Raw genomic sequence first — 24,193 nt, 5'->3', positions numbered from 1 at the left:
AATGTCCTCACTGTGGGTATGTAGCAGACCGGGATGAAAACGCCGCCAAAAACATTCTAAAATCTGCATTAAAACAGCTATCAAATACCGTCGGGCAGATGGAAATCAACGCCTCCCGAGAGACTGACCTCTGCTTAAGTGGGGAAACCCAGTTGAGTAAGTCAACTCATAGAAAGAGGAAACCCAAACAGTGATGTTTGGAATCTCCGTCGTTTACGGCGGAGAGGATGTCAATGCGTCCTTCTATCTCCAATTCTTGCGCTTTTTGGTAAAGTTCTCGCTTGGTGAGTTCAGATTCATCAGACTGTTGAATTTCGCGCATCACTCGCTTCACGGCGGTCGTCCATTCTGCATATTGTTCTCCTTGTTGAGAAGCCGACTGCTTTTTTTCCTCAACTTCTTGCTTTTCTTCCTCACTCAAACGTTCCCAAACTTCTTGGGGTAAATACCGTTTTGTTTTATTATTTTGCCGAGCGTTTTCATCCCCTTCTTGAGTTTGCCAATTTTGCTCTGTCCAGTCTTCTAAAGAACGTGCAGCCTCATCTTTTTCGCCTTGATAACCTCCGCCTTGTTTTTCATATTCCTGTACGAGTAACTGACTTTTTCGCGCTGACCATTGCCCGGGTTGTCCCCCTTTGTCAGACTCCATTATTTCTTGTTTGATTTGACGCCGTAACTCCGGCTTAGTATATTTTTCTTCGTAATTTTTATGACTCATCTCTGTAAATAGATTGCGGTTCTGAAATCTAGCATGAAGCAAAAATGCGATGGAAAAATCTGACTGCGGATAGATTGATTTACAATGCAAACCATCTCTGAGGAATGATTGCTTTGAGTATTTGTCCAATGACTAACGGAATTAAACTTCCTGCTAAAATGAATCCCCATCCTTGCCAGCCCGGATTAACTAATTGTAACACATTTGCTAAGGGTGAAATGTAAACCGCCATCGACAGTAAACCTGTACAAACTAATAACGCTAACCACACATAACGGTTCTGGGTGACTTCATTTCTCAACAATCCAGAGTTGGAATCTCGCATATTAAAAACGTGCCACAATCGACCAAAAGCTAAGGTTAAAAATGAAATAGTAACTGCTTGCTCTTCCTCCATTCCCAAACGAGTTAAACAGAGCCAAAATACCCCCAAAACGGTGAGCGAAATAATCACGCCATACAGCACAATTGCCATCCAATGACGGCGGGGTAAAATCGGTTCACTGCGATCGCGGGGCTTTTGTTTCATCAGGTTAGGACTTCCTTCTCCCACGCCCAAAGCTAACGCAGGAAAGACATCATTAATAGCGTTTAGAAATAAAATTTGTAAGGGTAATAAGGGTAAGGGTGCTTGGACTAACGAAGCCCCAGCCACCGCAATAATTTCACCCATATTTCCAGAGAGCAAATACAGGGTAAACTTGCGAATATTCCCAAAGATTGCCCGCCCCTGTTCTACCGCCGCAACAATTGTAGAAAAGGCATCATCTTGTAATACCATATCTGCCGCTTCTTGCGCCACTTGAGTTCCTCGCTTTCCCATTGCAATGCCAATATCTGCTTTCTTTAATGCGGGTGCGTCGTTAACACCATCGCCTGTCATGGCAACAATAGCATTATGCTCTTGATGTAGGGTGACTAAATTCAGTTTTTGTTCAGGACTAACGCGAGCAAAAATAGAAACTTGTTGTAATTCTTGCTTTTGTTGTTTAGATAAATTATCGAGAGATTGAAGTTCATTGCCTTGTCTTGCTTCGGCTTCTTGTTCAGTGATTAAGCCTACAGCCAAGGCAATATTACGAGCGGTAACGGCTTGATCTCCTGTCACCATGATCACTCGAATTCCTGCATCATGGCAAGCTTTTAGGGAAGATTTCACTTGTTCTCGGGGGGGATCGAGTAATCCAACTACGCCTAAAAGGGTAAGATTTTCGTAGGGTTCGGCTTCCGAATTGTCTGTATTTTTAGAGGCAAAGGCAAGAATTCTTAATCCTTCTTTGGCGAGTTTATTACAGCGTTCTTGCCAAGCATTGCGTTCATCTTCGCTTAAATCTTGAACACCTTCTGCGGTTAATTGTTGAGTACAAACGTCGATAACTGACTCCGGTGCGCCTTTAATAGCAAAACGATAACCTTCTTCATCGTCGTGAATTGTTGCCATCATTTTACTGTCGGAATCAAACGCAATTTCTTGAACTTCTGGATAGGTTTCTAATAGTTTTTTGCGGCGAATATCTCCTTTGGCTCCGGCAACTAATAAGGCGACTTCCATCGGATCACCAAGGGGTTTATCTTTTTCTTCGTTAAGTTCGGGTAAGGTGGCTTTATTACACAAAACTCCCACTTCTAAGAGGGAGCGCAAACACTCGTTTTGTTGGGGATCTATTTTTTCTTCATCTTGGGTGAATTCTCCCTCAATTTTTAACGCTTCTCCACTCACTTTTAATATTCCAGAAGATAAGGCAATTTGCGCCACACTCATTCGATTTTCGGTCAATGTTCCGGTTTTATCGGTACAGATAATATTGGTAGCACCGAGGGTTTCTACCGCCGATAAACGGTTGATTAAAGCGTTACGTTTTGCCATGCGCCACATTCCTCGCGCTAAGGCGACAGTCGCCACAATTGGAAGTCCTTCGGGAACCGCAGCCACAGCTAATGCGATGGCGGTTTGAATCATCAAAAATAATTCTTTCCCCCCAATTATTCCCGCCCCGGCTACTAAGGCTACAATTACTAATGTTACCCAAATTAAATGTTGACCGAGTTTATCAAGTCGTTGTTCTAAGGGGGTAGATTCTTGTTTAGCTTGCGCCGTCATTGAGGAAATATGACCGAGTTCGGTATTCATTCCAGTTGCAATTACAACTCCTTCACCCGAACCTAGTGTAATTGCTGTTCCTTTAAACAGCATATTTGTACGTTCAGCAAGGGAAAGATCGCCTTCTAAAGCTTCTGTTGTTTTACTGACAGGAAGGGATTCTCCGGTTAAAGCAGATTCATCAGCTTGCAGCTTAGATGCTTCCAAAATTCGCACATCTGCCGGGACTAAATCACCACTTTCAAGGACAACAATATCACCGGGAACAAGTTCTTCAGCAGAAATTTCTTGAACTTTTTGATCTCGTCGGACTTTGGCTTTTGTGTGGCTGAGTTCTTGTAGAGACTCCATCGAATTGACGGCTTTTAGTTCAGTAAAAAAGCCAATCACTGCATTTAAAAAAATCGCAATAATAATGGCAATTCCTTCAACCCAATCTTGAAAAGAAAAGGAAAGAACTGCCGCTATTGCTAATAGTCCAACAATCGGACTTTTGAACTGTTCGATAAAGATTTGCCAGTTACTACGACGCTTGATTTCTTGTAAACGGTTAGGGCCGTACTTTTCTTGTCTTTTTTTTACGGTAGAAGAGGCAAGTCCCTGGTTGGTTTCGACGGAAAGTTTATTCAGGTTTTCTTCTGTGGAATGGGAGCTTGTCCAGCGAAGATCGAACTGTTCTTGCTGTTCTTTAGTTTCTGTCATAGGGGTTAACTTAAAGGGATAGAATGTGAAATTTTTAACTTTTATGAGGCTAACTTTTTAGAGGAATAAGAACGGTTGCTTTTTGGGGAGTGATGGAATTTAGACTGAGTGCTTGCGATCGCAACTAAACCTAAAGACTGATCGTTGTATTGTTCTACTAAAAAGTCTGATATGGTTTGCCGACAGTCCGAGCAGAACCAACAGATTTTGTGCTGACAAACATGACGAGTTAATTCTCCCGAACAGAGAGGACAGATAATCATTTTTTAAAAGGGTTTAATCAAAGGGTTGAAAATTGAAGCTGATGGGAGATTAAAAATCACTCCCTTTTCTATAATCTATTAATGGGGTTAATTTTGTCTTCTACATCCCGGTTTTTTAACAAAATTTCATTTTTTTAAAACAACTTTTAATATAAACTTATTCAAATAAAAATTCCTCTATCTTCAGACAGAGGTTCAACCAACACTTAAGAGAGATATTTATGTTGAGAAAAGTTAAGATTAATAGTGAGAAAGTATAATCTCGTTGTCAAGTTTACATCTTTCAAGAGGAAGAGTTTATCAAAACAGAGGGTCATTTGAGCAGTCGGGAGATAAATCCATCTTCTGACAGAAGAAGTTACTGGTTTTCGATGTTAAATTTATAAATAATAGATTTTTCACTTTTTTAATAGGTCGATATAGTAAGGTAACACAGGAAAAACAGAGCGAATGACATTATGAGTTACAGTAAAGTATTAGCTGCATTAGATCGATCTTCCCAAGGAGAAGATGTATTTGAACAAGCGTTTGATATCGCTCACACTCAAAAAGCTGAACTCTTGCTGATTTTTTGCTTACCCAGGTTGGAACAAATGCCAACTGTAGCACCAGCAGAAACAACAACCGGAAGGGGTTTACATCCTTTGATGAGAATGTATCCTTCTATGACGGAAAAAGAGGTATTACAAGCTACCGAACAAGAGATTAAAACAGCGAGAGAACAAGCAGAGACGTGGCTGCATAACTATCAAAAAAAGGCTGAGGATAAAGGAGTTAGGACTCAATATAAATGTGTTCTGGCTGGGGGAAATCCCGGTCAACAAATTTGTAAAACAGCGCAGGAATGGAATGCAGATTTAGCTGTTGTGGGTCGTACAGGTCGCACAGGTTTAAAAGAAGCTTTGATCGGAAGTGTGAGTAACCATGTGGTTCACCATGCGCCTTGTTCAGTGTTAGTGGTGCAGAACAAAAACTGACGGGAGTATTGCTTTCTGAAAAGTTAAAAGTTTGTTGAAAATTAGACGAGATTGGAGAAATTAATGATGACAACGAATCAAATCGCTAAAATTCGCCAGTATGATCAAAGCATTTGGATGGATTATCTAAATCGTAGTTTGATTGAATCAGGAGAACTCGAAGATTTAATCAAAAATCTAAACATCCGAGGAGTCACATCAAATCCGGCTATTTTTAAGGCTTCTATCATTGGAAATAAAAGCTATGATGCTGATATAAAAGCGGGAATTGAGAAAAAGCAGTCGGTAGAAGAGATTTGCGCTAACTTAATTTTTGATGATATTCGCAAAGCCTGTGATATCTTTCGCCCAATTTACGAGGAATCACAGAAATTAGATGGTTATGTCAGCATCGAAATTCCACCCTCTCTGGCGCGAGATACTCAAAAAACAATTTCTGAAACTCAACGTTTCTTTAAGGAAATTAATCGTCCGAATGTGATGATTAAAATCCCAGGAACTCCTGATGGAATGGCGGCTATTGAACAGGCGATTTCTGAAGGAATTAACGTTAATATTACCCTATTATTTTCAGTTGAAAGTTATCTAGCCGCCGCTCAAGCTTATATTCGCGGACTAGAAACGCGAGTCCAGAATAATCAACCCATTGATTCAATAGCTTCGGTTGCTAGCTTCTTTATCAGTCGGATTGATGTAAAAGTTGATGAATTGATTGATCAAAGAATGAAAAAAATCGGCACTGAAAGCTTGAATGAAGAGGCGCGTTTGAGTCAAATAAAAGGGAAAGTCGCCATTGCTAATGCTAAAATCGCCTATCAAAAATTTAAGGAAATTTTCGGGAGCGAGCGCTGGAAAGCATTAGAGGAAAAAGGCGCAAATGTTCAACGGTTACTCTGGGCGAGTACGAGTACCAAAAATCCTGAATACAGCGATGTTATGTATGTCGATGAATTAATCGGGAAAAATACAGTGAATACCTTACCACTAAAAACTCTTGAAGTTTGCGCCGATCACTGTAATCCTTCAGCCGATAAAATAGAAACAAATGTGGATCATGCTTATCAATTGATGGAAAGTCTGCAAGATCCTGATATTCAGATTAATTTAGATCAGGTGATGGCTGAATTGTTGGAAGAAGGAATTGATCAGTTTACTCAGCCTTATGATGAATTGATGCAGTCTCTCACAGATAAAGCGCAACAACTCACCACCGTTTAGAAACAAATTTCGTTTAACTGAAATATCTTAAATCGGGGAGGTTATCAACAACCTCTTTGTTTTTTTGTAAGGTATTTAGATTAGAGCTTCGTCTGTTTGCTGGACTTGTTCATAAAGCTTAATGTTTGAGAAGATCAGGATTTGAGAAAGAATGCTGAGTGGTTGAACGGTTCACCGGGGTCGGAGGTTGAAACTCTGATTTGAACATTAGTCTTATAAAAATTATAATAAAATGCACCCACACCATTCAATCATCTTTTTAAAATGCAAGATATTAACTTTATTTATTCCGAACCGATTGATCTGACGAACTGTGATCGCGAACCTATCCATATTCCGGGAAAAATTCAACCTCATGGAGTTCTCCTCACATTCCAAGACATTGATCTGAGCATTTTACAAGCCAGTCAAAATACTGTTCGTTTTTTAGGCATTGAAGCTCAGTCGCTACTCGGAAAAAAATTAAATGAGATTTTTTTAGATGAGGATATTCAGTTTCTAACCCAAGCTGTTTACGAGGTAGATCTTGATTATTTTAACCCCTTTGAAATTAGAACAAAAATTCCCTCTCCTTATTCTAAATTTGAAGGGGTGATTCATCGAACAGATGGTGTTTTATGTTTGGAGTTAGAAATCCAATCCGATTCTCAAAGAAGTTATCCCCTCAGCTTTTATCATTTACTCAAAGCTTCCCTCAAAAGTATTGTCAATGTTTCCAGTTTTCAAGAGTCTACAGATCGGCTAGTTTGGGAAGTTTTTCAACTCACAGGTTATGATCGCGTAATGATTTACCAGTTTGAAGAAGATGGTAGTGGAGTTGTGATTGCGGAAGCAAAAAAAGAGGATATAGAATCTTATTTAGGTTTGCATTATCCGGCTTCTGATATCCCTTTGCAAGCGAGAAAGTTATACTGTAAAAGTTGGTTACGTCTGATTATCGATATCAACTATAAACCTGTAGATATCGTTCCGGTTCTTAATCCCCTCACCAATGAACCTTTAGATTTAAGTGATTCCATGCTCAGGAGTGTTTCTCCGATCCATGTAGAATATCTCCAAAATATGGGTGTTGCAGCTTCTTTATGTATTTCCTTGATTCAAGATGATCAACTGTGGGGAATGATTGTTTGTCATCATTATCAACCTAAATCCGTCAATTATGAAACTCGCAAAGCCTGTGATTTTTTAGGACAGTTTATGTCAATTAAACTATTTAAAAAGCAGTATAAAGAATCAGAAAAATACCAATACAAGGTGAGAAGTTTGCAAAAAGAATTCAAGAATTATTTATCAATAAAACCTGCAAATATTATTGCTTTTCTTCATAAAAATGGCAACCGTTTATCGTCTCTCGTGAATGCCAGTGGGATTCTAATTGCTCTCCAAGATGAATTGCTCGTTTTTGGAGATACACCCCCAACTGAAGCGGTAAAAAAGTTGTTAGATTGGTTAAAACTTAATCATCAAGTCGAACTCTTTCATACCAATAATCTCAGTGAGATTTATCCCGAGTTTTCGGCTTATCAAAAGATCGCCAGTGGAATTTTAGTCATCTCTATTTTCTCCCTGAATACTTCCTATCAAATTGTCTGGTTAAGACCTGAAAGAACTCAAACCGTCACTTGGGCTGGAAATCCCAATAAACCCGTTATTTTAGCAGAGGATGGCACGATGCAACTCTCTCCGCGTCGCTCCTTTGAAGCTTGGAAAGAAACGATAAAAGGCTGTTCGCTTCCCTGGAAAAAAATAGAACTTGATGCAGCTTTAGAATTAAGAAATATACTCATGCTCACGGCTTTACAGTCTTCTCAGCTTGCCCTCGAACAAGCGGCTCAACGGGCGGAAATTGCCAATCAAGCCAAAAGCGAATTTTTAGCGAATATGAGCCATGAAATTCGCACTCCCATGAACGCCATTTTAGGCTTTTGTGACTTGCTTCAAGGATTAGTCACTGAACCCCGCCAACGTTCTTATCTAGAGTTAATTGCTGCCAGTGGGCAGTCATTACTTGATCTGATTAATGATATTCTTGATCTCTCTAAAATCGAAGCTGGAAAGTTTAAAGTCCACTACGAACCTTTAAATTTACGACAGTTAATTTCCGAAGTTAAAAAGATTTTCACCCATCGAGCTAAAGAAAAGGGATTGTCTCTGATTAGCCAAATTGATGACACGGTTCCTCAAGGCATTTTTTTTGATGGTATACGTCTGCGTCAAATTCTCTTTAATGTCTTAGGAAATGCAATTAAATTTACGGAGCAGGGTTTTATTCAAATTTCAATTCGCGCTCAAGCTTATACTCAAGAAAATCTCCCGAAAGTCTGGCTAGAAATTGCGATAACAGATACAGGAATTGGTATTGCTAAAGATCAGCAAGACGATATTTTTGAAGCCTTTGTTCAAAGTGAAGGTCAAAGTACGCGCAAATACGGAGGAACGGGTTTAGGATTAGCAATTACTCGCCGCCTCACCACATTATTAGGGGGAACCCTAATGCTGGAAAGTGAATTAGGTCACGGGAGTAGCTTCATTTTTGTGTTTCCTGAAATCGAGGTGAGTCATACACCTTTGGACTCGGAGACTGTCTCATTTGTTGATGAAGACTTAAAGCAATTTAACAGTTCAACAATATTAGCCGTAGATGACGTATACTCAAATTTACAACTGATTCAAGGTTATTTTGAAGGAACTCAACATCGTTTGCTGTTGGTGCAGGATGGTCAAAGTGCAATTCAACTTGCTCAAACCGAACAACCTGATGTAATTTTACTAGATTGGCGAATGCCAAATCTGGATGGACGAGGTGTATTTAATGCCCTCAAACAAAATGATAAAACTCAAAATATTCCTATATTTATTGTCACAGCTTCTGTTCTGCGACAAGACTATCTAGATGTACAATTTCTGTGTCAAGGCGTGCTTCACAAACCGATTAATCGCGCTCAACTGGTTAGTGCCTTAAAAACGGTTCTTCCCTTTACCCAGGGCGAATTAACTACTGCTTCTGAGGCTCTAGGATCTCAATCTAATCAAACTGAAGAAATACAACAACTCCCTCAATTGATTGAAAAATTGAATCAAGAAAAAACGGTTTGGGAGCAGTTAATAATTACCCTGAAAAGGCGTGAAGTTAAGGCTTTTTATGAACGCTTACAAGCCTATGGAACGGAGCATAAATGTCAGCTTTTGCTCGATTATGCTCAAGAAATATCAGCCCAACTTGATGCTTTTGAATGGCAGATAATCCCCGACACAATTGAAAAATTTTCTCTAATTTTAGCCGAAATAGAGCGTAAAAATAATGAGTTTTAATCCCGATAAATTTCTCATATTAGTGGTTGATGATATCACTCTAAATCTGCAAGTGCTTGCTGATATGTTAGAGCAAGTGGGCTATGAAGTCACATTTGCGACTAACGGACAACAAGCCCTAGAACGCGCCAAACTTGCTCAACCCGATTTAATTTTACTGGACTTGATGATGCCGATTATGAGCGGTTTAGAAGTTTGTAAACAGTTAAAAGCCGATGCCAAATTCTGTGAAATTCCGATTATTTTTCTGACGGCAAGTGAAGAAAGAGAGCATTTATTAGAAGCTTTTCACCAGGGAGCTGTGGATTACATTACTAAACCCTTTTATCCTCCCGAACTGTTGGCTCGGGTGCGAGTTCATCTGGAATTAAAATATACTCAAGATCAACTCAAAAAAACAGCAGCCGCTTTGGAAAAGCTAGCGATTACCGATCCGCTCACTGGAATTTTCAATCGTCGCCATCTGATCTCGATTGCGGAGACCGAATTTCAGGGCGCGATTGATTATAATCGGCTTTTTTCTATCGTCATGCTTGACATCGATCTTTTTAAAAAGATTAATGATACCTACGGACATATTGTTGGCGATCGAGTTCTGAAAACGATGACTCAGGAGGTACAAAGCTTATTGCGAAAGAGGGATAGTTTTGGACGGTTGGGGGGGGAAGAATTTGCCATTGTTTTACCCGACGCTAATCTGAAAACGGCTCTGAAAATAGCGGAACGTTTGCGGCAAGCGATCGCCGATCTCTCGATTCCGATTTCTAACTCTAATTCTGACTTGAATCTTGAGATTAAAATTACAATTAGTTTGGGAGTAACCACTTATCATGTTGATGATGAAAAACTCGATGATCTGTGGATACGATCCGATAATGCTTTATACAAAGCGAAGGCACAAGGACGCAATCAAGTTTGTAGTATTTCTGGGCCTTTCAAGTCCTAAACCGAGTTTTTTTATTCTCTCGAAGTTAAGGCTTCAAATCCCGATGCAATATCGAGTAATTCTCCGGTAATTGAACGGCGATCGCCAACAATTAATTCTCGTTGACCCCGACTCCTGGGAACCAAAGCATCTATCACTTTTCAACCCGTTTGTAGGGGAATTTTTTAGTAAAAGAATGATTCAGTTCCATCTATCTAAATTGGTAAATCTTTACCCGAACTCCCGAAAGAGGGGGCGCGATTCTCTTCCTTGAGAAGCAGAGAGAAGCGTTCATCAAGGTTTTGAAAATCGGGGGTAAGGGCGGCAAAATTTTAACGTTAATTACGCTCCCTCGAACAGAAACAACGGTTCCCTGCTGAGATTGTTCGGAAGTTTAATTCATCACCAATTAATCAGGATGATCGGGGTCAGCCAGGGGAGATTTTTCAATCGCTTCTTCCATGCGTTCTGACATGGATTGTTTACGTTTTTCTTCTTTGAGATGCGCTTCACTAACCAGTTCTCGCGCTCTTTCTTGAGTGATGTCCGCTTGTTCGTCTGCATTCTCAGCTTGGGGTTCAGCCCGTTCAACCATTGACTCTTGACGCTGCTGAGAATAATGACGTTCTTCCGTCAATATTTCTCTTGATTGTTCTTTGGTACTCATAAGTTGAGTCCTCCTTTTCTTCGTTTTTTATTGAGTTTAAACTTGGTCGCGTCCGTACATTTCAGCCGGGGGACTCGTGGCTTCTACTGCGGTAAACGGTTCGATGATTTTATAGGTATGACGGGCGCCTTTCGGAACGACCCAAGAATCGCCCGGTTCCAGAATTATTTTCTGTCCTTCTAGGTACAATTCCGCCCGTCCTTTGATTACAAAACCAACCGTTTCATAGTCCCGTTCAACGATGGGTTTTCCTTCGTGGGGCTGTTCATTTTCCCACAACCGCATCGAGATTGTCCGACCGGAAACTAAATATTTCTGATCCATTTCACCTTGGGGTGAATATTCGGCGCTGACTTTTTTTACGGTTTTATCTACCATGATTTTTAAGTGTGTTAATTACTGTCGGCTGGCGGCGACTTCAGCTTGCATGGGTTCGGGCCAAAGCTGTTTAATTTCATCCGGCATCATGTTAATCACTTCTTTTACTTCGCCTGCTGAAACCCGACTTGAGATAATGTTAAAAACAGCCCGAACTAAGTTTTCAATGCTAATATTTGTTGATTCCCATGCGGGTAATTGTTCTTCTACGGACTGCAAAAATTGTCCTTGGGAACGGGTCTTATCGGGGTTGGTTGCGGGTTTCCAATCTTCGTAGTAAAATCCCGTCAGCAATACGGGGAGTTGGGCGCCTAAATGGGCGGCTTCTTCTACGGTTAAGCGATCGCGTAATTTATGTAATGTAACTCGCAGTCCTTGAAATACCTGTTCTTTATTTTCGCACTTTAATATTTGGGCGATATCGTTAACCCAAGTGTGAGTTTGTTCTAATGTTCGATCAAATGTTGCTATGCCAGTCATAATAGGAGAGACGTAAATTCCTTCAATTTCTTTGCTGCTGGCTACTCTGCTTGATTTCACCTTCTTTTTTAGATAATACTCGGCTTTCCCCCTCTGTTTTCATCCCTCCTAAGGAAGATATCGACTTATAATTCCAAAAGGCTGGCATTTGGTGGTTGATTTTTGGCAGTACCGGAATGTTGATTGGGAATGTGGGTAATGCTTTTGTAATGGGGGCTAGAAACCATACAAGAAATCATAGAAGAAGATCGAATTAATTCTCCCGACCCCAAAGAGCTAACCCTCCGCCTCGCCCTCGGGCAGCTATCGCTTTTTCTTGGATATAAAAATAGGCGAAAAATGCTTGTTTGTTTATGCGATCGCTGTAAAACTTTTCTTCGCTTTCCGCGCCGCCACGAATATAGCCATCATACAACTTCACTCCGAATAATATCACATTCATGCGGGTAAAGTCAAACGCTAAAATATTCTTTTTTGCTAAAAATTTTACAGGCCCACTGAGGGTTAATTTCAACCCACCCAACTGAACAGAATTTTCTACCTTTCCCGTTTCAAAAGGTTGCTCTAAATTGGCTTGAGGAGAAACAGAAACGGAATAAGATAAATGAATTTTCACCCAGTTGGGAAGATAACGACCGGCGCCTAAAGCGATGCCAATTTTACGGCGAGTTTTTTGAGTTCCGGTAATAAAACACAGCCGCCAAGTTCCCACAAATTGACTCAAATTTGCTGGTTGTTTCTGTTTACTGGCGGTTTTTTCTTGTTCAACAAGTGCCTCTACAACCTGATCAGCCGCAGGCTTTTCCAGCGACTTGGTGAAGACCGCTTTGACTGCTTGAGAGAGAAGGATGGAGCTTTGAGTGAATGACGTCATCGGTTATAATAGAAATCAGAAATTCGGTGAACAAACTAACACCAAGTTTAGTGTTTAAAAGCCTCTATCAACTATAAATATAGCGTATCCTGCCGAGATTCAACCGTTAGCGAACAGCAATTCACCAATCTAGATCGAAACTGTAAAGAATTATAAAATATAGATGAAACCCATGACAAGAGGGGATAAATAGTCTTACAATTACTCTATGATTCCATATAAACTAACGCTCAAAAACTTTCTCAGCTATCGAGAAGCTAGCCTTGATTTTAGTGGACTGCACACCGCCTGTATTTGTGGGCCGAATGGGGCGGGAAAATCTTCGCTACTTGAAGCGATCGCCTGGGCAATTTGGGGCAGTAGTCGCGCCGCTACAGAAGATGATATCATTCACTTGGGAGAAACAGAAGCTCAAGTAGACTTTGCCTTCATTGGCGAGGGAAACCTCTATCGGGTGATTCGCAACCGTCGGCGAGGTCAGTCTGGAACGCTCGATTTTCAAGTGGCAACTCAAGCTTATAATGAAATTCAAAACGGAGCAAAAATTGAGTTTCGCGCCATTGGAGAACGGGGAATGCGAGCGACACAGCAGAAGATATTAGATCAGATTAAATTGGATTACGATACGTTTATTAATTCTGCTTATTTGCGTCAAGGACGAGCGGATGAATTCATGCTCAAACGCCCCAATGAACGAAAAGAAATCTTAGCCAGTTTACTCAAACTCAATGAGTACGATAAATTAGCGGATCGCGCTAAAGATTTATCCCGAGAATATAAAGGGAAAATTGAACTGTTGCAACAAACGATAGATAGCATCAAGCAACAGCTTCAACAGCAAAATGAAATGACTCAAAATATTGCGAACCTCGAAACCAGTCTCAACCAACTGAACAGTCAACAAAACACCGAACGGGAACAATTACAACAGCTACAAGCCAGCCAACACCATCGCCAAACCTGGGAAAAATTGCGTCAAGGCGAACAACAACAATATCAAACGCTCTCTCAAGATTATCAACGACTCCAGCAAGACTTTAGCACTACTCAACAACAACAGCAAGAAGTCGAAGCCGTCTTAAAACAAGCGTCTGAAATTCAAGCCGGATACACTCGATTTCAAACCCTACAAGCGACTGAAGAAGGCTTTTCTGCAAGATTTAAAACCTATCAAGAAGCTCAACAAAACCGTCAAGAACTCCTTGAACAACAACGGCAAATTTTGCAGCAAATCCAGCAAAAAATTATAAATATAACGGTGCAGTTAGAAGGGTTAAGTCAACAAGAAAGTGAACAGCTAGAAGTCTTAAACCAGCGTTCAGAAGTAGAAGCCGCCCTGATCGAATTACAAACCGCTCGGAACCATTTAAATCAACTGGATGAATTACAGGTAAAAGTCACCCCTTTATTACAACAACGCCAACAGTTACAAACGCAATTAGATCGGGCGTCGGCGAGTTGTAGTGCGCGTTTGGAGGAGTTATTAAAGTCCATTCGTCAACTCCAACAAAATTTGCAAACTCATCCGGAATTACAACGAACTTTACAACAAATTAATGCCCAAATTCAGGAGTTAGAAAAAAAGCAGGTTTATCAACAAAGAGTCAAAGAAAAAGGGCTAGAAAGACACAATTTTATGGAACGGTTGTGTGCTAGACAACGAGATTATGAAGCAAAATTAGCTGAATTAGATCAGAAAATTAGTTTATTAGGGATGCCGTCAAATGGGGATAAAGAAGCTAATTCGGTTCAGCCTTTATGTCCGTTGTGTGATCGCCCTCTAGATGAACATCACTGGGGTTTAGTGGTGGGAAAACATCGCACTCAGCAGCAAGAAATTCGCGATCAAATGTGGGTAGTCAATGAACAGTTAGCCGTAGCTGAACGGGAAATTAAAGGGTTTCGAGAGGAGTATCGCCAGCTAGATCAGGAGTTATCGCAGTATGAGGAATATCGAGAACAACGAGGACAAATTCAAGCGAAATTAGAAGGGATAGAAGAATCTCAGTTAAGGTTTCAACAACTAAAATTAGAAGCGAGAGAAATTGAGCGATCGCTACAAACGGGAGAATTTGCAGCAGAATTGTATCGAGAACAGCAACACCTCGAGCAACAATTACAACAGCTCAATTATAATGAGCAAAGCCACGTTTTAGCTCGGAATGAAGAAAAGCGTTGGCGTTGGGCAGAAATTAAGCAAAGTCAACTGCAAAGTGCCGAAAGTAAGTTAGCGAAAATTCAAGCTCAAAAACCCGAGTTAGAAGCGAAAAAAGCAGCTTTTGAAGAAAAGTTCACCCAACAACAAACTCACTCGGAATTACAGCAACAAATTGTGACGTTAGATCGTTCTATTGCTGAAATAGGGTATAATTTAGAAGAACATAATCAAGTGCGATCGCAATTGCGTCAAGCCCAACAGTGGTTAACTCGGGTGGAGAAGTTAAATTCAGCCCAAAAACAATATCCGCAAGTTCAGCAACGTTTAGAACAATTACAGCAGTTAAAAGCCAGTAAAGCCCAGGATATCAAAACCGTTGAAGCCCAAATAGATCTCCTCGAACAAAAGCTTAAAGAAACCCCAGATCTCAGCGAACCAATTCAGCAGTTAGAACGACAAATTCAGCAGCGTCGTCAACAAATGGATCAAACGTTAGGTCAGTTGGGAAGTCTCAAACAGCAGCAAGCCTATTTAGAGAGTTTAAACACCCAACATCGCGAACAAAAACAACAGTTAGAAACCGCTCGGTGTCAATATCGCGTCTATAGTGAACTGGCGCAAGCCTTTGGAAAAAATGGCATTCAAGCCTTAATGATTGAGAATGTATTACCGCAGTTAGAAGCCGAAACAAATCAAATTTTATCGCGATTATCTGCCAATCAGTTACATATTCAGTTTATTACCCAACGGGCGGGACGCAGTAGCAAATCTTCAAAGAAAACGGCAAAATTAATCGATACTTTAGACATTTTAATTGCAGATGCACGCGGAACCCGACCCTATGAAACCTATTCGGGTGGAGAAGCTTTTAGAATTAATTTTGCGATTCGGTTAGCCTTAGCAAAACTCCTCGCCCAACGCGCGGGAACAGCCCTCCAAATGCTGATTATTGATGAAGGGTTTGGTACCCAAGACGCGGAAGGATGTAACCGTTTAATTGCGGCTATTAACGCCATATCCTCAGATTTTGCTTGTATTTTAACCGTTACACATATGCCCCATTTAAAAGAAGCTTTTCAAGCCAGAATAGAAGTTGAAAAATCCCCAACAGGTTCTCAACTGAGATTATTAATGTAGTCCACTTTTTGAATTTCTAAAAAAGCCATGTCATTAATGAGATTATTACAAGAAAAACGCGATGAAATTATCAAAATTTCCGCCCAACATGGCGCCTTTAATGTGCGGGTGTTTGGTTCGGTGGCAAGGGGAGAGGAAAAAGAAACAAGCGATATTGATTTTTTGATTGATTATGATTTGGAAAAAACGACTCCTTGGTTTCCGGGTGGGCTACTGATGGACTTGCAGGATTTGTTGGGCTGTCGGGTGGATATTGTGACGGAACAAGGGTTAAGTCCTTTGATTAAAGAACGAGTATTGAGCGAGGCAAAACCGTTATGAACCCGGAACGCGATCGCGTTTATTTGGTGCATATTTTGGAGTGTATCGATCGCATTCGAGATTATACGGGCAACGATCGAGAAAGTTTTATGAATAATTCTTTGGTGCAGGATGCAGTATTAAGAAGGTTGCAAACAATGGCGGAGTCAACACAACAGCTTTCGGATGATTTAAAAGCAGAAGCGCCGGATGTTGATTGGCGGGCATTATCTGGATTTAGAAATGTTTTAGTCCACGATTATTTGAACGGCATTGATTTAGAGCGAGTTTGGGATGCGATCGCCAATTATTTGCCGGGGTTGGAATCTGCGGTTAAGCGACTCTCTGAATATTTGGAACGGAAGTCAAAAAGGAAAGATTAAAAAACAATTGAAGTGGGGTTGAAGTTCTCAGCGAGTCGAAAGAAACATAGTTTTTGCTTCTCCAACTCATACCCATACAACATCGATAACGATCTATAAAAACAAAAATGGGCCTGACAATTAGACCCATTTTTTGAAAGCTGAGGGGGTGAAAATCAATTATTTTTTCCCACCCATTCGTAAAGTTCAAAGCTTTCAGTTTGACAATGGCTACAACCTCCACATTTTTCGACTTTGTGTTGATAAACTCGACCTTTACGAATGAGTCGGTTCAGCATTTCTCGTAAAGCATCCCCATCGGTGCGGAAATGAGTTTCCATTTCAGATAAAGATGCTTTACCCTGTTGAGCGAGATAATTTTGCAATTCAGTTAAAATCATCGTCTCTTTCTATAATTCAACAGTTGTTATTTCTTGGGAATTTTGACGACTCACTGGACGCGCCATCTTCAGAATGAATAATGTTCCGCCACTGAGGAGAAGCATCGCCATTAACCACAGGACAGAAAAAACCGGATGTTGATTAAACCGAGCAATTTGATAGAAACTCGTGGCAACAATATAAGCCATTCCCGTCGTCCAAACTGCTACAAATACCGTCCAATTTAGATTCGTTTCTCGGTACACCGCAGCCGTTGCCGAAACACAAGGAAAATACAATAATACAAACAGTAAATAAGCAAACGCTCCGACTTTTCCATCAAATCGCTTCGCCATCGCCCCAAAGGTTCCAACGGTAATTCCTTGTTCTGCGGCTTCTGTTTCTGTATCCTCAACACTGGTAATACTTAACCCCAACGGATCAAGTAAAGCATTCGGAAGTTCAGCTAAATTCGCCGGAATACTGGCAAAAGCCTCCCCAATACCGCCCCAGAAACTAAATTCATCCTCTCCTACTAATTGAGGATTATCTTGAATTGCTAATTGACTGTAAACTGCATCAAGAGTACCTACCATTGCTTCTTTGGCAAATACACCTGTAAAAATCCCGACTGTTGCCGGCCAGTTTTCTTGAGTAATTCCCATCGGTGAAAATATCGGCGTCACCGCTTGACTGGTAACACTGAGAACAGAGTTTTTACTATCTTGATTTCCAAAAGAACCATCTGTTCCCAAAGAATTAAGTAATCCCAGAATCATCACCATCACAACAATCAGTTTTCCCGCCCGCCATAAAAAGGCTTGTAGTCGATCCCAAGTTCTGATCAACACCCCTTTCATGCGAGGCAAATGATAGGGCGGTAACTCCATTACAAAGGGCGAAATCTGTCCTTTCAGGAGGGTATGCTTCATGACTAATCCTGTAAAAATTGCCGCCAAAATCCCTAAAAGATAGAGTCCGAAGACAATATTTTGACCGCCAACGGGGAAAAAAGCCGCAGCAAATAACGCATAAACGGGTAATCTCGCCCCACAAGACATGAACGGATTCATCATAATTGTCATTAAGCGATCGCGAGAATTTTCTAAAGTTCTCGTTGCCATGATCGCCGGAACATTGCAGCCAAAACCAACTAACATTGGCACAAAAGATTTCCCCGGAAGTCCAATAAACCGCATCACCCGATCCATGACAAATGCCGCCCTCGCCATGTAGCCAGAGTCTTCTAATAGAGAGAGAAATAGAAACATAAACCCAATCACAGGGATAAATGTTGCTACTGTTTGAATACCGCCTCCGGCACCATCCGCTAATAGCGCAATCATCCATCCGGGTGTACCAATATTATTAAGAATTTCACCGAAACCCTCAACAAAAATCGTACCCGCAAAGATATCAAAGAAGTCAATAAAGGCGCTACCCACGTTGATGGTAAATAGAAACATCAGGTACATAACGCCCAAGAAAATCGGCACTCCTAACCAACGATTGAGGACGATTTGATCAATTTTGTCAGAGAGATTGCTGCTGGCTTGTCCGACTCGTTCTGTAGTGTTTTGAGTCAGGGTTTGAATAAAGCCATAGCGACTATCTGCAACTAAAATATCGATATCTTCGCCCAAAACTTGGTGAATTTTGTGACGGTGTTGAGCCACAATATTGGTGAGTTCTGACGTGGCTAATTCTGGGGCGACTCGTTCATCGTATTGCAGGAGATTTAAAGCCGTCCAACGGGGTTCAACGATGCGAAGATGGCTATGTTGGGTAATGTAGGGGATGAGTTCATTTAACGCATCTTCAATCACTGCCGGATAGGCGACATAATGAGGCGATCGCGTCAAATGGGGTAACATTTTATCAATGGTTTCGACCAGGTTTTTTACCCCTTTGCTTTCGGCGGCAACAATCGGAATAACGGCTAATCCTAGATGTTCAGCGAGTCGTTCAGGATAGATTTGAATGCCTCTTTTTTCGGCAATATCCATCATGTTTAAAGCGATAATCATCGGTAAGCGCATTTCCATTAACTGAGTCGTTAGATAGAGGTTGCGCTCTAGGTTAGAACCATCGACAATATTAATTACCAGTTCGGCTTCTCCTGAGAGGAGATAATCTCGGGCGACTAATTCATCCATCCCGGTGGCGGTGTCTTCCGCATCGAGAGAATAAACGCCCGGTAAGTCAACAACGGTAATAGTCGTGTCTTGATATTTAAACTGTCCTTCTTTGCGATCAACGGTCACTCCAGGCCAGTTTCCCGTGCGTTGATTTGATCCCGTTAGGGCATTAAATAGCGTTGTTTTCCCACAGTTAGGATTGCCAATTAAGGCAATAATCGGTTTCCGAGTTGCCATCTTGAATTCCCTTTAAATGAACGATTGATTTAACAAATATTTCGCCTCTTACCTCTTGCATGATTGCCTTATCTCAAAACTTCCACAACTAAAGCATCAGCTTCTTGCTTCCGCAAACTGAGGTTAAATCCTCGCACGTTAATTTCAATTGGATCACCAAAAGGTGCCACCCGAATCACCGTAAATTCAGTACCGGGCGTGAGTCCCATTGACAGCAATTTGCTTTTGTAGGCTCGATAGGATTTTTCATAGCCGAGTATGCGCCCGACGCTTCCAGAGGGCATTTGCCGCAGGTAAATAGATGTGTCCTGAGTTTCCATTGTTGTTTGTTCCTGTTGACGGTTGAGGGGTTCGTCTGTCACCATGATTTTTTCAGCCATTCCCGCCCCTAAGCCTAAGCGGTTATCTGCAATGGCGACGACGACAGAGCCACTGTGTTGGGTACTTAAAACCTGAAGTTCGATGCCGGGAGTGAGTCCCATTCCCAACAACCGACTGATTCCCCCTTTGCCTCGGAAACCCACTACCCAGACTTGCGTTCCAGACTTGGCTTGAGTGAGAGGAAAAGAGGAACTGGTGACAGGTTCATCAGGGGATGACGGGGCGGCGGGAGTTCCGCCAAAGTATCTAAAGCTCCAGCCTTTACCCTTTTGAGTTTGTTGACGCTGATTGTCATTCTTATTCAATTTTTGAACTCCTGCTGAGTAGAGTTTGCTTCAGCTTTTTAAAAATTATTTGCATCTAGCTGTGGTTTTTAATATACCATCTCTGTATTTCTACTCAATTTATTTTTTAGGAAAATTTAGCTTTTGCTCCTTGAACCTTTCTGTCTAGAAGTGATAGAGGTATTTTATATCAAGGGTTTTAGCTCTTTTAGGGCTTGAAAATATCAAGATTTGTATAGATACAAATTTTTCACAAATAATCTACTAGGTTCTCAATCAAACTTCAGAATAATTCCTTTTGAACTGGAGCAGGGTACGTCAAACGGGTTGCTCTCGTGATTGGTGGGGATAGAGGGGTACAATTTGACGTACTCACCCCCTCTTGCTTCGGCGCTGCCTGCTTCGAGAATTTATTGATAATAATTTTTAAGTATCTTAGTCTATAGGTAGGGATGCTACAAGCAATCCTTGAAGACTGAAGACAAGCGGGTTCTATAGGGCTGAAAAGTCAGTAAGAAGCCGTTTTTTACTCCTGTCCTCACTTCAGTTCACAACCAAAGGGGTCTGAAATTTAGTCAAAAGTTTTTCTCAAAAAGTTTTATCCTGCAATTTAGAGAATAATTCTTACTTCATCCTCAGTCACCCCAACCCCCCCATCACCGCAAAAGTTGGGGTACATTCTCGACTTTCGGACTAAATAATCTTGGATTAAAACCCTATAAATATTGACGGATTACTTGACCTAACAAAAGCGAGTTTTTATGGGGACAGGCATGAACTGTGTAAGGCGAAATCCCTTTTACAACTTTAGTCATATGACATAGATTGAGACAAACAAGACTGATCTTGAATTCTAGTTTAAAACGCGGAACCAGACCCTATGAAACCTATTCGGGTGGAGAAGCTTTTAGAATTAATTTTGCGATACTGAAAGATTTAGAGAAAAGAGCGGCAAGAGTAAGCCGAAGGAGGAAAATTGGGGAACAGTTTTTGAATCTCTATAAACCGTATAGAAAATTAATATCAGTCCGATGAACTTTGTTGATGGTCATCTGCTATGATTGTTTCATCGTTAACACAACTGCCTGTTTTTTGATCGCTATGGATGGGGAAAAGTTGAAAGACTAGCCTATTCCTGTATTTTGCTACTAGCATTTTTGGGTTACAAATTTCAATCCCTATTAAAAATGATTGAAGTTAATTTAAGCTCTTTTTAAATAAGCTTTTAATCTTTGTCATTGATCATTTTTGTCCTCAAAATTAAAATTTAAAATGCAATTAGTTAATTCTTTTTACACATTTATTTCTGTCCTTTGGCAAAATAGCTTCTTTCATGTTTGCACCTTAATATTATTGATAATTGCTGTTTGGGGTGAGCATAGATTTGTGAGGCAATACCAACGCTATCTAAAGGCTAAAAGTCAGATTACTCAAGAAGCTATCACCTATTTATCACTTCAGCTAGAACGTCAACCTGAAGGTCGAATCGAATTAAAATCAACCGAAATTTTTCATTCTAACTGGGGATTACTATTGGACTGGTTTAGCAGCTACCTCATCGGTGAAATTTCCTATCAAGGTAACACCTACGAAACTGAAATTAAAGGTAGAAAATTTATTTTATTTCAATATCCTGCCTTTTTAACCCGATCAATTCCTCGCAGTCAATGGCAATTTGTACCGAGTTTATTAATTGCAATTGGAGTGCTAGGAACCTTTTATGGTATTCAGAGTGGATTACAAGATATAAGTTTAGGAAACTTAGAAAATACCACAGAATTACTCCCTTCAATCCGACTACTTCTAGAAGGAATGAAAACTGCTTTTTCTAGCTCACTTATGGGTTTAGGTTCTGCAAGTTTAATGACGCTGGTACTGGCTTGGGGAGAGCGAAAACGGCAAAATTTTAGAGATAATTTGCGAGAAAAACTCGATCAAATTTCTCAAATTAAACTCTCAAACTCTGCTAACTCTCAAGGTAATTTGAATATTGCAGAGATTATGAAAGCAGGTTTTTCTCAACTGATAGAAGCTCAAAATCGAGTAGATTCTCACGCCATTGGAACTCAAGTCGGATTAGCAATGACACCGATTTTTCAAGATATTCGGGAGGAATTAACTACCTTAAAACAAATTAAAGCGGATCAAGGTGAAGTGATCTTAAATAACTTACTGCGAGAACTGCGAATACAAGTGATTGAACCTGTTGTGGAACGACTCGATCAAAGCGCACAATTGACTCAAGAAGCGTCTCAAGCCGTGCGAGAATTAAAAAGTGAATTAGGGGGAATTTCGGCGAGTTTAGCCCAATCGATTTTAACGATTCAAACGTTTCAGGAAGATACCTTAACTCAGTTACAAGCTTTTGCAGGTTCATTGCAAAGTATTTTAGGAGAATTTCAAAGCGATACTCAAGGAGTTTTACAGCAAGTTTCTCTGGAAATTCGATCAGGAGTTGCAGAAAGTATTGAGGGAATGAAAGCACAAAGAATAGCGTTTCAAGCTAGTGCTGAAGATGCGGCGAATACGTTTAGAGGAATTAAAGAAAACCTGCAATTCGCTTTGCAAACTCAAGCTGAACAAGAACAACAAATGCTTGAACAAGTGCAGCAACGCATGACGAAAATTTTAACAGCAACTCACAATGCGTTTCAAACTCAATCGAATACGATTAAAGCCGTCGGAGAAGAAGCATCTCAACTGATGAACCAAGCTCAAGAAAATTTAGTCGGGAGTTTGCAAAATGTAGATACAATGCTACAAAATACGCGCTTAACGGTACAGGAAGAATTAGAAAGGTTTCGCATTGGTTATCAGGTTTCTCTGCAACATTTCTTTGAAGAACAAAATAACTTATTAGAGGGAACACTTGGAAAGCAACAAAAAGGTCTAGCTCAAGTTGTCGTTGCATTGCAACGGGTATTTCAAGAGGAGTCAGAAAAGCGACAATTGATGTCGCAACAAGTTGATGAAAGCATGGCAATTGTTTTAAAAACGGCAAAAGAAGTGAGTGAATATGCTAATTCTGTTGGGTTAAATGCGAGCGATCGCATGGCTCAATTACAAGAACTGGCGAAGATCACTGCTGAGGAAGTAAAACGGGTAGAAACTGTTTATGAAAAGTTAGTTGAACAGTTAAATACTGAAGGAAAACGACTCGAAAATACTTATACAAACTTAGTTGAACAATTGCACATTTCTTTGCAAGCTGAACAAGAACAAGTACAGCAAGTTGAGAGTGTTTATCAGAATCTAGTTAGTCAATTTAATCTGGCTTTGGAGTCGGGAAATCAACAATTAATTCACTATTTAGAACAAGCTAGTGCATCCCAAAATAAGTTTTTTACAGATGCCGATAGTTCGATGGCAAAAGTCTGTCAAGGGTTGCAAGCAAGTTCTGATGGGTTGATGCAAGTGGCTCAATATTTAGTCGCCTCTGCTGACAATTTAAGTCTCAAACAAACCAAAAATTAATTTTAAAAATGAACATCAATCGCTTTGATTTTGAAACCAATGAAGATTTAGAAGATAACCAAGATTCTAGTGTTTGGCTATCAATTGGGGATTTAATGTCAGGTTTGCTACTGTTTTTTGCGCTATTGTTTATTACTGTACAAGTTCAACTGAATGATTATGTAAAAAAGCTTGATGAAAAAATGGCTCAGGTCGAAAAACTTTCAAAAGAGTTAGAACAATATCAACAGGCGTTTAAAGCCTTACCGCAGATTATTATTAATGCGCTAGAAGGGAAAGTTGGAACTGAAGATACTTTTACAGTTGATCCAGCGACGGGAGATGTGAGTATTCGCGATCGCATTTTATTTGATGATAATAGTTCGGTACTGAAAGCAGAAGGAAAAGAGTTTTTAAAAGCATTTATCCCAGTTTATAGCGAGGTAGTTTTTTCTAATTCTGAATTTTCTGAACAAATTGCTCGGATTATTATCGAAGGTCATACCAGTTCAGCCGGAACTCCAACTCGCAATATGCAATTGAGTTTAGAGCGTGCTTTAGCTGTTTCTAATTATATCTTATCGAATGAGCTATCTTTTACTCAAAAACCACAATTTCAAAATAAAATTTTAGTTTCAGGTCGGGGGGAAATTGATGCTGATCAAACTCAAGATAATTCAGGCGATCGCAAAGTGACGTTCCGTTTTCAATTCCGTCGTGAGAGTTTAAGTCTGGATTCAAAGTAAA

21 protein-coding genes are annotated in these 24,193 nt (G+C 40.4%); 10 read left to right on the top strand and 11 right to left on the bottom strand.

Translation table 11 applies throughout. The annotated features are described in order from the left end of the window. Window positions 1-194, top strand: a 194-nt coding sequence (locus VB836_RS25875) for a zinc ribbon domain-containing protein (RefSeq protein WP_323223843.1), incomplete at its 5' end; no start/stop codon positions are given. On the opposite strand, the gene VB836_RS25870 is transcribed toward VB836_RS25875, so the two are convergent. The 3 genes from VB836_RS25870 to VB836_RS25860 form a co-directional block, all read right to left on the bottom strand. Continuing rightward, the gene (locus tag VB836_RS25870; RefSeq protein ID WP_323223841.1) at window positions 167-718 is read right to left on the bottom strand and encodes a hypothetical protein; all 552 of its coding nucleotides are present in this window, start codon (window positions 716-718) and stop codon (window positions 167-169) included. The genes VB836_RS25875 and VB836_RS25870 overlap by 28 nt on opposite strands. A gap of 79 nt (window positions 719-797) precedes the next feature. Then, window positions 798-3,521 carry a cation-translocating P-type ATPase gene (locus tag VB836_RS25865; RefSeq protein ID WP_323223839.1) on the bottom strand — a complete coding sequence of 908 codons (2,724 nt, stop codon included), beginning with the start codon at window positions 3,519-3,521 and terminating at the stop codon, window positions 798-800. A 41-nt stretch (window positions 3,522-3,562) separates the two neighbouring features. Then, window positions 3,563-3,784 carry a hypothetical protein gene (locus VB836_RS25860; protein ID WP_323223836.1) on the bottom strand — a complete coding sequence of 74 codons (222 nt, stop codon included), beginning with the start codon at window positions 3,782-3,784 and terminating at the stop codon, window positions 3,563-3,565. 458 nt (window positions 3,785-4,242) lie between these two features. Between VB836_RS25860 and VB836_RS25855 the strand changes: the two genes are divergently transcribed. The 4 genes from VB836_RS25855 to VB836_RS25840 all read left to right on the top strand — a co-directional run bounded on the left by VB836_RS25855 (window position 4,243) and on the right by VB836_RS25840 (window position 10,237). Next, window positions 4,243-4,761 (top strand): universal stress protein, encoded by a 519-nt coding sequence (locus VB836_RS25855; RefSeq protein ID WP_046276854.1) that lies wholly within the window; start codon window positions 4,243-4,245, stop codon window positions 4,759-4,761. Window positions 4,762-4,827: 66 nt separating this feature from the next. Then, window positions 4,828-5,979, top strand: a complete 1,152-nt coding sequence (tal, locus tag VB836_RS25850) for a transaldolase (protein ID WP_323223847.1) — start codon at window positions 4,828-4,830, stop codon at window positions 5,977-5,979. Window positions 5,980-6,243: 264 nt separating this feature from the next. Next, window positions 6,244-9,291, top strand: coding sequence for an ATP-binding protein (locus VB836_RS25845; protein WP_323223834.1), 3,048 nt, complete (start codon window positions 6,244-6,246; stop codon window positions 9,289-9,291). Beyond that, window positions 9,281-10,237 carry a diguanylate cyclase gene (locus tag VB836_RS25840; RefSeq protein ID WP_200906216.1) on the top strand — a complete coding sequence of 319 codons (957 nt, stop codon included), beginning with the start codon at window positions 9,281-9,283 and terminating at the stop codon, window positions 10,235-10,237. Before VB836_RS25845 ends, VB836_RS25840 begins: the two co-directional genes overlap by 11 nt. An 11-nt stretch (window positions 10,238-10,248) precedes the next feature. Here VB836_RS25840 and VB836_RS25835 read toward each other — a convergent pair whose 3' ends face one another. The 5 genes from VB836_RS25835 to VB836_RS25815 all read right to left on the bottom strand — a co-directional run bounded on the left by VB836_RS25835 (window position 10,249) and on the right by VB836_RS25815 (window position 12,615). Next, entirely contained in the window at window positions 10,249-10,374 is a 126-nt protein-coding gene (locus VB836_RS25835; protein ID WP_323223831.1) for a hypothetical protein, read from the bottom strand. 251 nt (window positions 10,375-10,625) lie between these two features. Beyond that, window positions 10,626-10,883 carry a hypothetical protein gene (locus VB836_RS25830; RefSeq protein ID WP_046276849.1) on the bottom strand — a complete coding sequence of 86 codons (258 nt, stop codon included), beginning with the start codon at window positions 10,881-10,883 and terminating at the stop codon, window positions 10,626-10,628. Between the two features lie 36 nt (window positions 10,884-10,919). After that, window positions 10,920-11,261: a cupin domain-containing protein gene (locus VB836_RS25825; RefSeq protein ID WP_046276848.1), complete on the bottom strand. Its 342-nt coding sequence runs from the start codon at window positions 11,259-11,261 to the stop codon at window positions 10,920-10,922. A gap of 18 nt (window positions 11,262-11,279) precedes the next feature. Beyond that, window positions 11,280-11,801 (bottom strand): DUF2267 domain-containing protein, encoded by a 522-nt coding sequence (locus VB836_RS25820; protein ID WP_323223829.1) that lies wholly within the window; start codon window positions 11,799-11,801, stop codon window positions 11,280-11,282. A 193-nt stretch (window positions 11,802-11,994) separates the two neighbouring features. Further along, window positions 11,995-12,615, bottom strand: a complete 621-nt coding sequence (locus VB836_RS25815; protein WP_323223828.1) for a hypothetical protein — start codon at window positions 12,613-12,615, stop codon at window positions 11,995-11,997. A 208-nt stretch (window positions 12,616-12,823) separates the two neighbouring features. Between VB836_RS25815 and sbcC the strand changes: the two genes are divergently transcribed. From sbcC to VB836_RS25800, 3 genes are read left to right on the top strand one after another with little or no spacing between them, the layout of a single operon-like run. Further along, window positions 12,824-15,910 (top strand): exonuclease subunit SbcC, encoded by a 3,087-nt coding sequence (sbcC, locus tag VB836_RS25810; RefSeq protein WP_323223826.1) that lies wholly within the window; start codon window positions 12,824-12,826, stop codon window positions 15,908-15,910. Window positions 15,911-15,937: 27 nt separating this feature from the next. Next, entirely contained in the window at window positions 15,938-16,231 is a 294-nt protein-coding gene (locus tag VB836_RS25805; protein WP_046276845.1) for a nucleotidyltransferase family protein, read from the top strand. After that, entirely contained in the window at window positions 16,228-16,593 is a 366-nt protein-coding gene (locus tag VB836_RS25800; protein ID WP_046276844.1) for a HepT-like ribonuclease domain-containing protein, read from the top strand. Before VB836_RS25805 ends, VB836_RS25800 begins: the two co-directional genes overlap by 4 nt. A 155-nt stretch (window positions 16,594-16,748) precedes the next feature. Here VB836_RS25800 and VB836_RS25795 read toward each other — a convergent pair whose 3' ends face one another. The 3 genes from VB836_RS25795 to VB836_RS25785 form a co-directional block, all read right to left on the bottom strand. Further along, entirely contained in the window at window positions 16,749-16,973 is a 225-nt protein-coding gene (locus VB836_RS25795) for a FeoC-like transcriptional regulator (RefSeq protein ID WP_323223822.1), read from the bottom strand. Window positions 16,974-16,982: 9 nt separating this feature from the next. Next, window positions 16,983-19,328: a Fe(2+) transporter permease subunit FeoB gene (gene feoB, locus VB836_RS25790; RefSeq protein WP_323223819.1), complete on the bottom strand. Its 2,346-nt coding sequence runs from the start codon at window positions 19,326-19,328 to the stop codon at window positions 16,983-16,985. A gap of 68 nt (window positions 19,329-19,396) precedes the next feature. Then, window positions 19,397-20,014 carry a FeoA family protein gene (locus VB836_RS25785; RefSeq protein WP_323223817.1) on the bottom strand — a complete coding sequence of 206 codons (618 nt, stop codon included), beginning with the start codon at window positions 20,012-20,014 and terminating at the stop codon, window positions 19,397-19,399. Window positions 20,015-21,265: 1,251 nt separating this feature from the next. On the opposite strand from VB836_RS25785, the gene VB836_RS25780 reads away from it, so the two are divergent. Then, entirely contained in the window at window positions 21,266-23,467 is a 2,202-nt protein-coding gene (locus VB836_RS25780) for a hypothetical protein (protein WP_323223815.1), read from the top strand. Between the two features lie 8 nt (window positions 23,468-23,475). Beyond that, window positions 23,476-24,192, top strand: a complete 717-nt coding sequence (locus VB836_RS25775; protein WP_046276842.1) for an OmpA family protein — start codon at window positions 23,476-23,478, stop codon at window positions 24,190-24,192. Window position 24,193: the final 1 nt, after the last annotated feature.

Origin of the sequence: Limnoraphis robusta BA-68 BA1, from assembly GCF_034932365.1 — a bacterium.
GTDB classification, from domain to species: Bacteria; Cyanobacteriota; Cyanobacteriia; order Cyanobacteriales; family Microcoleaceae; genus Capilliphycus; species Capilliphycus robustus.
Note: the sequence above shows the minus strand (reverse complement) of the source record. Positions and strands in the feature narration are given on the sequence as shown.